This is a genomic window from Bacillus sp. FSL H8-0545, from assembly GCF_038006105.1.
In the GTDB taxonomy this organism is placed as follows: Bacteria; Bacillota; Bacilli; order Bacillales; family Bacillaceae_G; genus Bacillus_A; species Bacillus_A cereus_U.
Genome location: NZ_JBBOUO010000002.1, coordinates 339,152 through 354,736, shown reverse-complemented (window position 1 = coordinate 354,736; position 15,585 = coordinate 339,152). Strand labels below are relative to the sequence as shown.

The following is a 15,585-nucleotide window of genomic DNA, read 5'->3' as shown; positions in this document are numbered from 1 at the left end:
TGGTTGTACCATCATGGGGTACTATGTGTAATGATAGAATAGAAAACGAGGTTCGAGATTAGGTAAGATGACGAATTACTAGGCGATGAATATAAACGCATGGAATGAACATAAAACCAAAGAACTCGTACAAACTCGTACAAACTCGTACAAACTCGTAAGTTTTAATGCAATACTTGTCCCGATATATATAAGGTGTCATACTGTTACTACAAGACCTACAAAATTAACGATACTTAAAAACAAATGAACTTAGAGCACTTGATTGTCTATGATAGGCAACAAGTGCTTTTTTATTAATTGGGGACCTATAGATTCATAAAAGTATTTTTTATAAATTAAGGAAAATACAAATTGCTAGTATAATTAAAATAGTAAAAGCAGCAGACAACGTATCCACCACCTTTAAAGGTGTAGATTTATTTTTTAGTATTAAGGAGGATATAAATGAAACCTAATTATTTTTCAATTTCAATGTACCCCACAGTATCTTTTAACGAGGAAGAGATACTAGGGCGTCTTTTGGATGTGTTTGAGTCAAATGAAAAGTTTGCTCCTACTCATTGGGGCAACTGTGAAACAATACGGGTAGAATATAATCGTGAGGAAATTATTGAAAAAGTGATTTCGGAGCGTAGGGTATCTGAAGTTCACCTCTATCGTGATAAATCTGTTAACTATAGAGGGAGTTTTAAAGTTAACTTGAGCCATGGCTCATTTTTGGAGTTTGAGTTTCAAAAATCTATACCCAAAAAATTGTGGCCAGCTTTTTTTGAGCTATCTGACCAAATCGCAGAAATTGGGAAACCTCGTTTTGGAGTAGCTCAAATTTGTTGGCCAGTACCCTATCCGTGGAATACGGAACGGGAACGTTTACTTATGTGGATGAATATATCTTCACTACCTATACCAGTCGAGTTTCGTCCCAACGGTCCCTTGGGGCTAGGAGCTAGAACATATTTTAGTAGTCATGTTTTGGACATGTTTGATAAGGAATTATTACTAAATAGTCCAGCTGTGGTATCGGAACTGAATTGGGGTGGTATTTGCATAGATCTTTTAAAGAACCCATTAGAGGCTGATGGTGACATATTACTTGATAGTTGGTTACATGTAATGGAATATTTAGAACCAGCTCAAGTAATAGCTATACCAAGTTTTGATGAGGATAGGATGGGTGTAACCTATTCTCCAAATGCTGCTTGGAAGGACCATCTGAAAAGCTAAATGAAAGGAGGTAGTAATAATGAACGAGAGGAATAATGATAGAATAAGAGTCATGGAAATATTAAATCGATCTCAATACAATGATGAGGTTATAGATGGGCTAGATATGAGTGATTTGGACCTTACTTTTTCAGACCTGTCAGAGGTAATGGGAGATCGTATTATGGCAAAACGGGTCATGTTAAGGGCTTCTTCATTAATGAGAGCATCGTTTCATGATTGTGATTTTGAGTTGGCTGATTTCAGAAGTTGTAATTTAGAGGAAATACATATTGCAGATTGTAGGTTTGGCGAAGCGGATTTCTCTAAAGCAAATATGAAATATGCAAAATTGAATATAAGTAGTTGTTTTGAAACACGTTTTGATGAAGTTGATTTTTCATATGGAGAACTAGTTGGAACAATTTTAAATCATGCTACTTTTCGCCATGCGAATTTATCTGGAATTGATGCTACACAGGCGTATTGCACTGGAACGGATTTTAGCAGTGCCAATCTTACAAATGGTAAATTTGAAAAGACGGATTTGGAAAATGCAAATTTATCAGAAGTAGATGCTAGAAATGCAGACTTTACAAATGCAGATTTAACAGGAGCAACCCTTTTAAATGGGAATTTTACGGATGCGGATTTTACCGGTGCTACACTTGACAATGTAGTTTGGACAGGAGCAAATGTAGAAGGAGCTAAGTTTGACGAAAATGTGAAGGAACAAGTGTTGAAAATGATATAGAAGTTGATTTTGAATCGTATGTAAACTTGGCAAATAAGTTTTAAAGTATTATTTGTCACAACATATAAAGGGTGTCATACTGTCACTATAATACTTGCAAACTTAAAGCACTTGATTGTCAACTAAAGACAACAAGTGCTTTTTATTTTAAGATTATAACATAGTAAAAATACACTCGGTAAAGTAAAAGGACAAGACCATGCAGGGCATTTAGCAGGTGATAGGTTTGGAGGCCCGCCTAAAGTTGACAATTTAGTTTCGCAATTATCTGATGTTAATTTGAAGCAATATAAGAAGATTGAAGAAGAATGGGCTGCAGCTTTGAAAGCAGCCCCCCCTAAAGAAGTAACAGTTGATGTTGAAATAATTTATTCTGGAAATGATATACGCCCAAAGGAATTTATAGTTAATTACACTATTGATGGTGAATTGGGCTCTAAGTTTATTGAAAATTAATCTTAGGAGTGGAAAAGTAGAATGAAAGAATTTGAAGATAGATTTAGTGAATTACAAGCCGATATGATATCTATATGTATGGAATATATTGAGGATAGAGCGGATAAATTATATGTTTATGCTTCTTGTGAAGGAAATATTATTTCGAGTAAGTTCTTTTATTTAATTAACAATAAGTACGTAAAATGTCATAAAGTGAATGATGTATTGAAGGATGGAGACGAAAGATACGATGTGTCTCCAAACAGAATGCTCATGGTATTGAACATAATAAATGAAGATATTGAAAAAGTAGAAGCATTATGTAAAGAATATGAGAGAGAGATGCCGACCGAGATGAAATTAATCTATAATGTTCAAAGTGGCAACTTTAAAGCTGAATACAATTATGATTTGGTATATACGAATGAAGATGTTAAAACGGCAAATCATATTGCTGATGAGTGGTTTGAAGAAGTGAAAAATAATAATCTTTAAAAGGTTTACAGTAATAGTTATATCTAAGTTGAATGGATAACTCATGGTGGTTGTACCATCATGGGGTACTATATGCAATTCTAGAATAGAAAACGAAGTACGAGATTAAGCGAGATGACGTTTTAAGCACATGGAATGTATATGAAACTAATGAACTCGTACAAACTCGTAAGTTTTAACGTAGTAGTTGTTATGGCATATAAAAGGTGTCATACTTTCATTATAAAACTTACAAATGTAATATTACTTAAAAACATATGAACTTAAAGCACTTGATTGTCAACTAAAGACAACAAGTGCTTTTTATTTTGGGATTATAACATAGGGTACGGGTAAAAGTAGTGCTGAAGTAAGTGAAGTTAAAACATTAGTGGACAAAGGAAACATTTTACAAACGGAAGAAAAAATAGGTTAAAACCGAATATTAGGTATAAAACAGGGGAGTACGACTATTTTTATGAAACCGATAGTCTTGGAAGAATTGAAAAATTTGAAACAGATAAGCTAGAATTAACTGAAAGAGAAAAGAGATTATCACATAGTAAAAATACACCCGGTAAAGTAAAAGGGCAAGACCATGCAGGGCTTTTAGCAGGTGATAGATTTGGAGGATCACCTAAAATTGATAATTTGGTTTCGCAATTATCTGATGTTAATTTGAAGCAATATAAGAAGATTGAAGAAGAATGGGCTGCAGCTTTGAAAGCAGAACCCCCTAAAGAAGTAACAGTTAATGTTGATATAATTTACTCTGGAAGCGATATGCGTCCTGAGAAATTTAAAGTTCTGTATACCATTGATGGTAAAAGAAACTTAAGAGTTCTTGAAAATTAATTTAAGGAGTGAAAAAGTAATATGAAAGAATTTGAAGATAAGTTTAGTGAATTACAAGCAGATATGATATCCATATGTATGGAATATGTTGAAAATAGGGCTGATAAAGTGTATGTTTATGCTTCACGTGAAGAAGGAGTTACTGCAAGCGACTTTTTTTATTTGATTAATAATAAGTACGTAGAGCCTCATAAATTGAATGATGCGTTGGAAGATGGGGATGAAAGATATGATACATCAGCAGAACGAAATTTTATGGTACTAGATATCCTGAGTGAGGATATCGGAAAAATTAAAGCATTGTGCCAAGAATATAAAAGAGATATGCCTACTGAGATGAAATTAATATATGATGTTAAGAGTGGCAAGTTTAAAGCTGAGTATAAGTATGATTTAGTATATACAAATGACGATGTTAAAACGGCTGGGCATATTGCTAATGAGTGGTTTGAGGAAGTGAAAAATAATAACCTTTAAAAGGTTTACAGTAATAGTTATATCTAAGTTGAATGGATAACTCATGGTGGTTGTACCATCATGGGGTACTATGTGTAATGATAGAATAGAAAACGAGGTTCGAGATTAGGTAAGATGACGAATTACTAGGCGATGAATATAAACGCATGGAATGAACATAAAACCAACGAACTCGTACAAACTCGTAAGTTTTAATGCAATACTTGTCCCGATATATATAAGGTGTCATACTGTTACTACAAGACTTACAAAATTAACGATACTTAAACACAAATGAACTTAAAGCACTTGATTGTCATTTATGGCAACAAGTGCTTTTTTCATAGATATATTAAGACTCGATAAACAAATAAAATATAGATTGTATATACGGATTGATAAATGAAATAAAATAAGTCGTGAATATTATATAATTGAAATTAAACTAGCAAAAATTGTGGACAACATATTCCCCTTCATTAAAGGTGTAGAAATATTACCTGATGGAAGCGTAAGTAGATACGGGGGAACAAATTCTAGGGAAAAGTAAAAGGAGCACAGTGGCATCTCTAAAGCGAGTATTCAGGGTAGAACCTCGAATTTGGAGAGTGGTGGTGTTAAGGGTACGGGTAATAGAGATGCTGATATTCCACCAGCCTTCAAGCAAGAGGAATTTGCTAGTACATATGATTCAAGATTCAAGCAAACACCCGCAGAAACGAATTTAAATGTCGTTTTTGAAGGGGCTAGAGGAAATACTGCTAGAGATTATAATTTTAAGCAAGCAAATGAAAGGTTAGCAGGTCAGCTTAATAATTCACCAGAATTGGCAAACCAATTTGGAATGGAAGCTGGTGGAATTACGGCAAAAGATATAGAAAAATACCGAGTGAAAAATAAATTAACATGGCATGAGTTAAATGATGGAATTACTATACAACTTGTGCCAACAGAAATAAACGCCAAATTTGGACACCTTGGTGGAGTTGGTGAAATAAACGCAGGAGCTTTTGAACCTGGAGGATTTGCAAATAAATAATAAGGAGATTATAAAATGACAATAAATGATAAAGTTTTTGGAGAACTTGATTATCAGTATACATGGGTAGGATACAGAACCATAAAGTTTTTAGGAAAGGACACGGAGATAGCATTATTAATTGGAGGAGAAGATGATGGTAAATTTGATGAAGGTCAATATGTGGCATACAATTCAATACTGGATAATTGGGAGAAAATCCAACATAACATATTACAACCAATTTTAAATTATTATAAACAAAAAAGGCATGAGCTTGGTTATGATGTTGCATGTAATGAAGACTATCCATCAATTGAAACAGTTGATCAATTAATAGAACATATAACATTAGTAGGTATTTCTGTTCCGTATGATTTCCTTCGCGATGGACGTGATGTAGGGGTCTCGTTTGATTGTTCATGGGATGAGGAAAATGGTTTAGGAATTCGTCTTATAAATGAAAAGGTAGATGAAGTAGGTTATCAAGATGTTGCTATTTAAAATAGGGTATTAAAAAGTACAGACCTCATGATGGTTGTACCATCAAAGGGTATTATGTGCAATGATAGAATAGAAAACGAAGTACGAGCTTAGGCGAGATGACATTTTATTAGGCGATCAATATAAATGCATGGAATGTATATTAAACTAAAGAACTCGTACAAACTCGTAAGTTTTAACATAATATTTGTCACAACATATAAAGGCTGTCGAACTGTTACTATAAAACTTACAAATTTAATGTTACTTAAAACATATGAACTTAAAGCACTTGATTGTCTACTAAAGGCAACGAGTGCTTTTTTGCGTTTAAGGGTAGAAATGAGTAGGCGCATTATAATTTTATAACTTGTCAAAGTTGTACAAATATTATATTGGAATTTAGAGAAAAGCATCCTAATATAAAGTTAAATATCTTTACAAATAATACAGTAACTCCATAGAGGAATAGATTTAAGGAGGTTTGTGCTATGAATAATAATGTTGATTATGAAAGTATCAAAGATTCTGTTGTATATAGTTTTGAAGAATATGTAGAAGATGATGGATTTACAGCACTCCAATCTGCAGCAAAAGTATTTGAAGAAGATTGGAGAGAGCTAAACTATAATGATTTTACAAAAACTGCATACTATATTTGTGTTGCAATTGAGTGTTTTAAACTAAAAGAAATACCAGATTTTATATATGGAAAATTAGATTTTTATATCAATAGTATTGAATTTAAAGGTGATGCTAATAAAGAAGATATAGAACAATTATTGCAAGATATAAATAATTGTAGACAGTTAATGAAAAGTAAAGATTATAAGGTTATTGAATCAAGCCTTGATGCAAAATCAAGAATTGAATATATTCTTAGTTTGAAGTCATAATTAAGACAAAACGAAAAATATTAAAATATTACAATTGGAGTTATCCATAATGGTGATCTACTAATTCAACCTAAAACTTCAAAATGAATTTCAGAGGTTCCTATAAAATGGTTTACAGTTAGGAAGAGTATGTAAATAAGGTCTACACTGAATATAAAGAATCTAAAAAAATGAGTAATAAGGAGGCGATTGCAAGAGCTTTTAATGAATATGATATCATGCTCGTTGGTTTAAAGATAAGATTAATAATGAATTAATTTATATAGCTAACTAAAAAGTACTTGATTGTCTATGAAAGGCAACGATTGCTTTTTGTTTTAGCATGAAAAGTGAAAAGAGCGTTATTTTCCAATCTCCAACCCAAGAAATATGAAATAGATAGTCGCATCTCTTATATTTACAACAGCGTAAGTGATTTGATTTCATCGAGTATGCCGAAAAGCCAGTTTGATGAAAAACTGGTTGCAGCCAGCAAAGAACTAGAGGATACGATTCAAAAAGTACAGCAATTTGAAAGCAAAAAAGAAAAAAGCAATGCGGAAAACACTCTTGATACCCTAAACAAACAAGTTCAAATTGCAGGGAAGATGGGTAGTTTATCTCATACTGATCCGCAACTGCAAGCCTTCTTTGCGCTAGATGAGTTGGCAAAAGGCATTCATGAAATGGATACACAAATCACGAAAGCGGAAAAAGAAGCGCAACTTAAAGCTGAAAGAGAAATGAAGAAAAAGCAAGAGGAATGGGCGAAAAATCATCCACTGGAGGCTTGGCTTCAAAACTTTTCCAATAGTGCTGGTGAGAAATGGGATGTATTGAGAAAAGGTACAAAATGTTAGGAAGGATTATCTTGAAGCATCTAAACAATTAGAAATTGATATTAAAAGAATGACTTCGGAAGGATTTTCTAAAGAAGACATAGCAAATCATGTTGTTAATGCACGTAATTAACAGAAAATTACAGCTAGAGCAGACATGACAGCAGAAGAAAGAGCAGGACTAGAAGCGAGGGATATGGAAAAATATGATAATCCAATAGGTCCAGATTCACAATGGTTATTTAGTAAAACTAAGAAGAAATTAATTAAAGAAGGCACATAAATAAATGACGACGGAATTTGGAGTAGTATTATTAAAAAATCCATGAAAAAAGATGATGTAATAAATAAACTATTAGGGTTAATTCATTAGGAGGAGTTAGTTATGATATTTTTAGATAATTATTCTAAAAAGAACACATATATTAATATAACACCAGAAGGATATTCACTAGTTGATGCAAATAGTATAAATGATATAGAAAATGGAGAAGGTGGATTTAGTGAAGATGGTGAGCTATTAGGGCTATATATTGACGATGGTAAATTATATTTCCAATATAATGATAAAAGGTATGAAACTAAGCCAGATGAAATAAATTGCACAAATGAAATACTGGATGATGGTAAGTGTAATTTCAGAATGAAAATAAAGGAAGTCCCTGTCTGTAATATTATATACAAACCATATATAAGTCCATTCATTTTAACCTTCGGAGATGATGAAGATGAATTTGATTTTTTACTTTATTTAAGTAATTTAATGGCAGATGAAAATTCTATTAAAAATTTTATTAAGGGCATAAATAATTTAAAGCAATATTATTCTAATATCTAAGAGAGAGAAATTCTATTTTACAAATAGTTTTTTACTGCAAAATTAAGTAGTACCTAGATGCATAAACTAATAAAATTAATAAATGGTATAAAAACTAGGAGAATACTATATATAAATGAATTCATAATTGTAATAATGCAGTGAAAAGATTAAATGAATCAGTTGAAATATAAGTAGGCTGATTTATTGTTTTTTTAGTAGTTAACATATGCTATAAATATGGACAGTTTCATAAAAGAGTTTTTAAGAATATGAATGAAAAATGACTTTGGATTATTGTTCCAAAGTCACTTTTACATTTATGCAATTGAGAAATGACTAGTTAAAAGTTATTAGATTATAACTCCAATTTCAGAATGCTAACAGATAAAAAATTGGCATAGAAATCATATGAGATTTAACGATTGATAAATATAAAACTGGAAATATCATCGGCATGAAAGAAACAATTGCTGTTCCTATGTCCAAATGACAGAGCGCTTCAAAGACAAAATCACTATGAATGATATCTTCATTTCCAACAATGTGTTTAACGGCCATTATGATAATTTTATGATTAGAACGGAAAACCTACAAGGTGGTTTTGCTGAACCTTGTGATAATTGTAGTAGAACGTTTTTTGATTTCTATAACATTGATTACTAGGAGGAATGAAAATGGAAATATCAAATAAGACAATAAAAGAATTAAAAAAAGCGGGATGGTATGAGGGTAGAAAAATAGATATATCAGAAAATGTAAAGTTTTTGGAAGAAAGGGGATTTGAGGTTTTTGAAAGTGCCAAAAAATTTATGGAGGAGTTTGGAGAATTACGATTCAATGTTGAAAGGGTTTGGCCAGATGGGGTTACTAAGGACATATCTAAACATACTACTTGCATTAAGAAAGTGATAGGTGTGTTAGATAGTTCGTGTTTTGGTTTAGAAGATTATATTGATGATAAAGTTATTCCTGTAGGTTCACTATATGATTTCGGGCTAAATTTATACATATCGGAATCAGGAAGAATATTTAAAGCAACAGGTTGGGCAGGAGATACTGTTTTAGAGGCATTTGATAATATTATTCTTGAAAAAGGAGCAATGATTTGGGGTAAATTTAAAGGGTAATAATGTTTTTCAATGCAAAATTATGTCCTAACCTACTGCATAATTGTAATGAAGCAGTGCGTAGGTGGAGGAGCAACAATAGACTTATGGGAAAGGTGGTTTAATAAATTATGAAGTATGGAATTCATACTAAATTAGTTGAAGAAGTTATTCGATTTGCAAATTCTATGCAAGATATTCAAAAGACAGTGGTCCCTGAAGATGTTGCTATTATTAATGATTTTATTGAGGCGAAAAAATTTGCTTTTTATGAGATTTTTGGTGAGGATGAATACACATGGTCAGATATTAGGCAAATTGAAATGGGGAAAGTTAAGGGGAAATTGTATAAACTAGACCCTAGTCAAAAACCTAATGGTTTAGAGGAAGTGACAGAAGAAATTGCTAATGGACTCAGAAACCAAATTCCGGACTCGTATAGTGATTTTTTTGAGAATGTTGTGGTAGATTTAAGAAATTGCGCGATAAATCGCGCGATAAATGGTCAAAGTGAAAATTTTTACGAACAAATTTTCAATATTTACAAAGCTGGTGGTTTTCCTTGTGGCTGGAAAGGCGATTATCCAGACAACGGAAAAATAATTGCTTATTTTGTATAAATTTGTTATCTAAAGTAGCTTTGTTAAAAATACAGATATTTATAAAATACTAAATTAATAAACTTAAAGTACTTGTTTCCTACGAGTGAACTGTACCCCGAATCATGGACACTTAAAAAAAGCCCCATGATTCGGGGTTTTTGTGTATTTTTATCAAAAAACCTCGTTATAATGGAACCAACGATAGAAATGAGGTACGGAGAATGAGTAAAATTATTTTTAACGAAATTCAAATGAAACAGCTAGAAAAAAATAAAAATGTATTAAAAGCGTCGGACCGTTCGATTAGCTATTGTTCAGATTTCAAAGTAAGAGCGGTAAAAGAAAATCAACAAGGAAAAGGTCCTAGCCAAATCTTTTTAGAGAATGGGTTTGACTTAGCTGTGATCGGTGAGAAGAAACCAAAACAATGCTTGAAACGTTGGCGAAGAACCTTTGAACAATTTGGTGAGGAAGGCTTTTATACAGAACGCCGTGGGAAAGGAAGCACGGGACGCCCTTCGGAAAAACCCCTCTCTTCTGATGAAAAATTAAAGAAAGCGGAAGCACGTATTGCGTTTTTAGAAGCGGAATTGACATTCCTAAAAAAGTTAGACGAACTCGAAAGGCAGGCGTTACAGAAGAAGCGTTAACACCACGAGAAACATACACACTGATTGAACAAACCATACGTCGATTCCAATTCCCACGTATGGTGCGTTACCTTTGCACACTGACTGGGGTAAGTCGGAGTGGATACTATGCGTGGCTTCATCAGACAGATAAACAGCTGGAAAAAGAACGCAATGATGAAACAGATTATGAATGGATCCAAGAAATTTTTAATCGAAAAGGGAAAACATGTGGTGGTCGTTCTATCAAAATGGTGTTGGAAAAGACAAAAGGAATTTGTATGAATCTCAAGCGTATTTACCGTATTATGCGTAAATATAACCTTGTGACAAAGATTCGCCGAGCGAATCCTTATAAACACATCGCAAAAGCGACACAAGAACATAAAACATGTCCGAACCTTTTAAAACGCCAATTCAATCAAGAAGAGCCTGAAAAAAGTATGTTAACGGATATTACCTATTTATTTTATGGAAAAGGAAAGAAGGCTTATTTATCATGTGTAAAAGACAGCGCAACACGAGAGATTTTAGCCTATCATGTCTCTTCCTCTTTACGAATGGATATCGTCTATCAAACATTAGATAACTTGAAAGAGAGATTAGGAGAAGTCATTCATCCTGAAGCGCTTCTACATTCAGACCAAGGTATTCATTATACACACCCTGAATTTCAGAAACGTGTAAGAGAAATGGGGATCAGACAATCTATGTCCCGTAGGGGCAATTGTTTAGACAATGCACCAATGGAATCCTTTTTTGGTCATATGAAAGATGAATTAGATTATAAAGATTGTCAAACCTTTGAATCCCTTGAGCTCAACATAAAGGATTATATGGAGGAGTATAATTATAATCGTTATCAGTGGACATTAAAAAAGATGGCTCCGATCGAATATCGGAATCACCTTTTAAGTGCTTGATTTTTCAGGGCTTTTTTATTAAACTGTCCATTTTATAGGGTACAGTTCAGAGCAACAAGTGCTTTTTTAATTGATTGGTATGCTTTAACTTCATAAATAGTTGGTAAGTTGGAGGGGATAATGGAAGAAATGGTAAAATAAAGAGAGACATAGCAAATCGAGTTAGGGAGTTGTTTTCATGAGAAGAATAACATGGGAGCATACACATGACCCTATTACCGAGCAGATAATTTCAAAAGTTGAAGAGAAGTTTAATGTGATTTTTCCTCAAGATTACAAAATTTGTGTAATGAAATATAACGGTGGTCATCCAGTACCGAATATATTTTTCTTTGAAGATGGAGGAGAAGGAGTTTTTGATTGCCTACTAAGCTACACGAATGAATATATTAGCATAACAGTTACTTATGATATTATCACACCATACATCCCAAAGGGAATAATACCCTTTGCTACGGATCCATTCGGTAATAAAATATGTTTTGATTTTAGAAATGATAAACACTCACCAACAATAGTTTTTTATGATAGCGATGAGTGTGATGAACAAGCAATTGAATATATTTGCAGTACTTTTACAAATTTAATAGATTCGTTGCATTTTAGTGAAAACGAATGAGTCGGAGGTCGATGAATTATGAATCTTAATTTTGAATATACTTTCAAACAAATTAAAGCCGAAGATATAGAAATCTTTGAAAGACTTAATGGATTAGAACTACCAGAGGACTATAAGAGTTTCTTATTAAGAGATAATGGTGGTAAATCTAATAGAAGAAGATTTACTACGAAAGATGATGTAGTTACGTCATCAATTATGATGTTTTTTCCACTATCAGAGGAAACAGAAAATAATCTGCAAAATTCTTTAAATTATTATATTAAGGGAAATAAATTGCCTTCTAGACTTATTCCAATAGGAAAAGATCCAGCTGATAACATTATATGTATGTCAATCCATGGTAGCGATATAGGTAGTGTTTATCACTGTCATACCTATCAGATAAAAAATGAAGCGGAATTAGAAGCAAAGTTTATTAGGGAAATAGCTTCTAGTTTTACGGAATTTATTAATAAACTTTCTGAGAAATAGAATTGTATTGTCAGAGGGCGAATTTGTAAAATACCCACATTAGGTACCGTTGGTTGAGTAGGTAGAAAAAGAGCAGTGACGGATTGTACAATCCATTATTTGAATCAAAGTTAAATAACGTTATCGGTATCGAATGAACCGATCACTCAACCAATAACACATATAACCTCTTTGTAAAGTACAGAAAAAATAGACAGGATTTACATCATGACAACAAGAACATACAATCAACAAATCAAACCCTTTATAATTTGATTTTTAAAACGAAATGTAATTTCGTATTTTACTAACGTAAATAATATAATTCCACAAAAAAGTGTACCTTCATTTGTTCATATAGTATGTTACGATCTATATAAGATTTTTCTCATTTATTTTTCTTAAAGCATCTCGACTTCCCACGAGATGCTTTTCCCTTTTTAATGATTTTTGGTATTAATTCATCCAACGAATAGCAGTAATTTCGTATAATTCTAAAAAATTTGACCATTTCTTAATCTTCCCTTAACATTACCTTATACATATATACGATATAATAAGTAATCCTCTTTATCTAAACTCTATATATTTATTGTTTCCTGTTGCAAAATCCTTATGATAAGGGTTCTTTTTTGTTCCATTTGGTTTGGGATCTATTCAGAAATCTGTGGTCTTTTTCTTATTTCATTTTGGACGGATATTTCCAATCATGTTTTTTCTTAGAAACAGTTGAAGAAACTACCCGGGGATCAGTCGGGATACGTGTCATTTAGAGTCAACCATTATTTTATCAGAACTATGTGGGATATATATTTTTAAAAGTATTGATGAAATAGTTAGGAGTTCGCTGTTTTTTTTCGCATAAAAAAAGAAGCCACTATAAGATGGGTTCTTTAGGAGATTGTTTCGTTTAAAGAGTGATATGTCTAATAAACATATAAAAGAAGATATAGGTTACCACATATATGTACATTAAGAATTTCAATAATGGATTTAGGGCGATGTTGCCGTGCCCCAGAAAGAGAGGCGGATTAAATGGGCTTTCATGTAGATTTAAAGGAATTTCATGAAGTACTGGAAAAACTTCAAAAAGACACCAGTAAAACAAATAATCAACTTGAACAAGCCAAACAAGCATTGAATGGCATTATCCAGGCCGATGCCATGCAGGGTGCAACAGGGAAAGCGATTGTCAACGACATCAATAATAACCAAAATACAGTTGTGATTGGATTGAAAGATACCAATGAATTACTTAGTATAGAAATGGCGCAAACCTTACAGGATTTTCAGTCAACAACGGGAGAAACTGATGAGAATGCGATTATTCTGGAAGATGCATTACTGCAAGCACAAAACAAACTTTCCAATCTCCAACCCAAGAAACATGAAATGGATAGTCGCATCTCTAATATTTACAACAGCGTAAGTGATTTGATTTCACTGAGTATGCCGAACAGCCAGTTTGATGAAAAACTGGTTGCAGCCAGCAAAGAACTAGAGGATACGATTCAAAAAGTACAGCAATTTGAAAGTAAAAAAGAAAAAAGCAATGCGGAAGACATTCTCAATACCCTAAACAAACAAGTTCAAATGGCAAAGGAAATGAGTAGTTTATCTTATACTGATCCGCAACTCCAAGCCTTCTTTGCACAAGATGCGTTGGCAAAAGGCATTCATGAAATGGATACACAAATCACGAAAGCGGAAAAAGAAGCGAAACTGCAAGCTGAAAGAGAAATGAAGAAAAAGCAAGAGGAATGGGCGGAACATCATCCAGTGGAGGCTTGGCTTCAAAACTTTTCCAATAGTGCCGGTGAGAAATGGGATGTATTGAGAAAAGGCACAAAATGGGTAGGGGAGAACATCCCTTTCCTAAAAGGACTTGCTGATGATGCCTTGGTGTTGGAAGGTTTTTTAGGCGCGGCAGGTTCCGCTATTAGTGGGATAGCGATAGGTGCGACGAAGCTAGGGAGCCTAGTCTTAGAGCTTGGTGAGTGGGGCTTTAACTCGATACGTGGCGTAGAAACAGAGCAATGGAAACTGGACGATATATATGGAGCAGGTAATACGATAAAAAGTCTTGGACAAGCCATCATCAGTTGGCAGGATTATCCTAAGTATGGTAAGGCGCTATTTAACTCCGTAAAAGGTTATGTGGAAAAAGCATTGACTGACCCTTATGCTCTTGGTGGCGCGATATTTGATATTGGTAGTTGTTTTGTCGGCGTTGGTGAAGTAACCGCCGCAGTGAAAGGAACAGCTGCATTCGGAAAACTCGCAGAGGGTAGAAAAGTCTTTCAAGTAGCCGAGAAAAGCGGTAAAATAGGTGGTAAGTTGGAAGAAGTAGCGGCATTCATGAATAAGTTGCCGGGTAGTATGAAGAATGTCGGGGAGAAGATTAAAAATATTGAGATCCCGAATGTATTCCCTGAACCTTCGGCAGCTGGCGTTGGGAATGTAGGAGAAAGAAAAACACTTGGAGAATTATTTTCTGTTGTTAAGAGTGAAACTAAGGATACGAGTAATGTTGGTAAGGGAGCTAGTGAGGCTGGGAAACATGTAGATGATGTGAAAATCCCTGAAAATATAAAGAAATGGAATTATCCACCTAGTGAAGAATTATACAAGAAATATGAGGATGTATATAAGAATCCAAAATACTATGACCAAGAAACAGGGGAAATTCATTGGCCGCCTAATGATGGATTTGTTTCGGGAACTCAAAAAGTGGAAACATTACATCCCGGAATGAAGTTGGATAGATATGGTAATCCAGCAGGTTCTTTTTTAGCTCCTGAAAGTGATTCGTTCCCAAGTAGAGCTTTGGCCCCGCATAGTGAACAAGCGCCTTATTATGTTTATGAGGTTATCGCTGATTTTGAAGTAACTTCAGGGAAAATTGCTCCTTGGTTTGATCAGCCAGGTGGAGGAACGCAAATTATTAAATATAAACCTAATGGCCGAACTTACTCTATAGAAGAATTAATAGAACTTGAAATTATTAAACAAATAAAGCCATAAAGGAGTATAAA

At 33.5% G+C, this 15,585-nt stretch carries 17 protein-coding genes and 3 pseudogenes; 19 read left to right on the top strand and 1 reads right to left on the bottom strand.

Annotated elements, in window-relative coordinates; all coding sequences use genetic code 11:
• Positions 1–447: 447 nt before the first annotated feature.
• The 13 genes and pseudogenes from MHI07_RS27835 to MHI07_RS27770 all read left to right on the top strand — a co-directional run bounded on the left by MHI07_RS27835 (position 448) and on the right by MHI07_RS27770 (position 8,236).
• Positions 448–1,227, top strand: a complete 780-nt coding sequence (locus tag MHI07_RS27835) for a hypothetical protein (RefSeq protein ID WP_340827133.1) — start codon at positions 448–450, stop codon at positions 1,225–1,227.
• A 19-nt stretch (positions 1,228–1,246) separates the two neighbouring features.
• On the top strand, positions 1,247–1,960 hold the full coding sequence (locus MHI07_RS27830) for a pentapeptide repeat-containing protein (RefSeq protein ID WP_340827132.1): 714 nt from the start codon (positions 1,247–1,249) through the stop codon (positions 1,958–1,960).
• 246 nt (positions 1,961–2,206) lie between these two features.
• Positions 2,207–2,416: pseudogene (locus tag MHI07_RS27825) on the top strand (DNA/RNA non-specific endonuclease); the annotation flags it as partial.
• A 21-nt stretch (positions 2,417–2,437) separates the two neighbouring features.
• Complete coding sequence (locus MHI07_RS27820; RefSeq protein ID WP_340827130.1) at positions 2,438–2,893, top strand: immunity protein YezG family protein; 456 nt, start codon at positions 2,438–2,440, stop codon at positions 2,891–2,893.
• Between the two features lie 141 nt (positions 2,894–3,034).
• Positions 3,035–3,218: pseudogene (locus MHI07_RS27815) on the top strand (hypothetical protein).
• 41 nt (positions 3,219–3,259) lie between these two features.
• Entirely contained in the window at positions 3,260–3,727 is a 468-nt protein-coding gene (locus MHI07_RS27810; RefSeq protein ID WP_340827147.1) for a DNA/RNA non-specific endonuclease, read from the top strand.
• A 21-nt stretch (positions 3,728–3,748) separates the two neighbouring features.
• Positions 3,749–4,204: an immunity protein YezG family protein gene (locus tag MHI07_RS27805; protein WP_327818791.1), complete on the top strand. Its 456-nt coding sequence runs from the start codon at positions 3,749–3,751 to the stop codon at positions 4,202–4,204.
• Between the two features lie 544 nt (positions 4,205–4,748).
• Positions 4,749–5,222, top strand: a complete 474-nt coding sequence (locus tag MHI07_RS27800) for an HNH endonuclease (protein WP_340827146.1) — start codon at positions 4,749–4,751, stop codon at positions 5,220–5,222.
• 15 nt (positions 5,223–5,237) lie between these two features.
• Positions 5,238–5,705 carry a DUF6985 domain-containing protein gene (locus MHI07_RS27795; RefSeq protein WP_340827129.1) on the top strand — a complete coding sequence of 156 codons (468 nt, stop codon included), beginning with the start codon at positions 5,238–5,240 and terminating at the stop codon, positions 5,703–5,705.
• 470 nt (positions 5,706–6,175) lie between these two features.
• The gene (locus MHI07_RS27785; protein ID WP_070140201.1) at positions 6,176–6,580 is read left to right on the top strand and encodes a hypothetical protein; all 405 of its coding nucleotides are present in this window, start codon (positions 6,176–6,178) and stop codon (positions 6,578–6,580) included.
• 347 nt (positions 6,581–6,927) lie between these two features.
• Positions 6,928–7,413, top strand: a pseudogene (locus tag MHI07_RS27780) (T7SS effector LXG polymorphic toxin); the annotation flags it as partial.
• A 142-nt stretch (positions 7,414–7,555) separates the two neighbouring features.
• Entirely contained in the window at positions 7,556–7,681 is a 126-nt protein-coding gene (locus MHI07_RS27775) for a hypothetical protein (RefSeq protein WP_340827128.1), read from the top strand.
• 102 nt (positions 7,682–7,783) lie between these two features.
• Positions 7,784–8,236 carry a hypothetical protein gene (locus MHI07_RS27770; RefSeq protein WP_070140203.1) on the top strand — a complete coding sequence of 151 codons (453 nt, stop codon included), beginning with the start codon at positions 7,784–7,786 and terminating at the stop codon, positions 8,234–8,236.
• Between the two features lie 351 nt (positions 8,237–8,587).
• Here the strand turns inward: MHI07_RS27770 and MHI07_RS27765 are convergent, their stop codons facing one another.
• Positions 8,588–8,776: a hypothetical protein gene (locus tag MHI07_RS27765; protein WP_165616061.1), complete on the bottom strand. Its 189-nt coding sequence runs from the start codon at positions 8,774–8,776 to the stop codon at positions 8,588–8,590.
• A 116-nt stretch (positions 8,777–8,892) separates the two neighbouring features.
• Between MHI07_RS27765 and MHI07_RS27760 the strand changes: the two genes are divergently transcribed.
• The 6 genes from MHI07_RS27760 to MHI07_RS27735 all read left to right on the top strand — a co-directional run bounded on the left by MHI07_RS27760 (position 8,893) and on the right by MHI07_RS27735 (position 15,574).
• Entirely contained in the window at positions 8,893–9,345 is a 453-nt protein-coding gene (locus tag MHI07_RS27760) for an SUKH-3 domain-containing protein (RefSeq protein WP_002187037.1), read from the top strand.
• 110 nt (positions 9,346–9,455) lie between these two features.
• Positions 9,456–9,944, top strand: coding sequence for a hypothetical protein (locus tag MHI07_RS27755; protein ID WP_070140204.1), 489 nt, complete (start codon positions 9,456–9,458; stop codon positions 9,942–9,944).
• A 203-nt stretch (positions 9,945–10,147) separates the two neighbouring features.
• A protein-coding gene (locus tag MHI07_RS27750; RefSeq protein WP_340822743.1) for an IS3 family transposase occupies positions 10,148–11,478 on the top strand; the annotation gives its coding sequence in 2 pieces (ribosomal slippage) (positions 10,148–10,535 and positions 10,535–11,478; 1,332 coding nt in all).
• A gap of 178 nt (positions 11,479–11,656) precedes the next feature.
• Complete coding sequence (locus tag MHI07_RS27745) at positions 11,657–12,097, top strand: SMI1/KNR4 family protein (RefSeq protein WP_070140205.1); 441 nt, start codon at positions 11,657–11,659, stop codon at positions 12,095–12,097.
• A gap of 18 nt (positions 12,098–12,115) precedes the next feature.
• Positions 12,116–12,571 (top strand): SMI1/KNR4 family protein, encoded by a 456-nt coding sequence (locus MHI07_RS27740; RefSeq protein WP_002187044.1) that lies wholly within the window; start codon positions 12,116–12,118, stop codon positions 12,569–12,571.
• A 1,014-nt stretch (positions 12,572–13,585) separates the two neighbouring features.
• Positions 13,586–15,574 (top strand): glycohydrolase toxin TNT-related protein, encoded by a 1,989-nt coding sequence (locus tag MHI07_RS27735; protein WP_340827126.1) that lies wholly within the window; start codon positions 13,586–13,588, stop codon positions 15,572–15,574.
• Positions 15,575–15,585 lie beyond the last annotated feature (11 nt).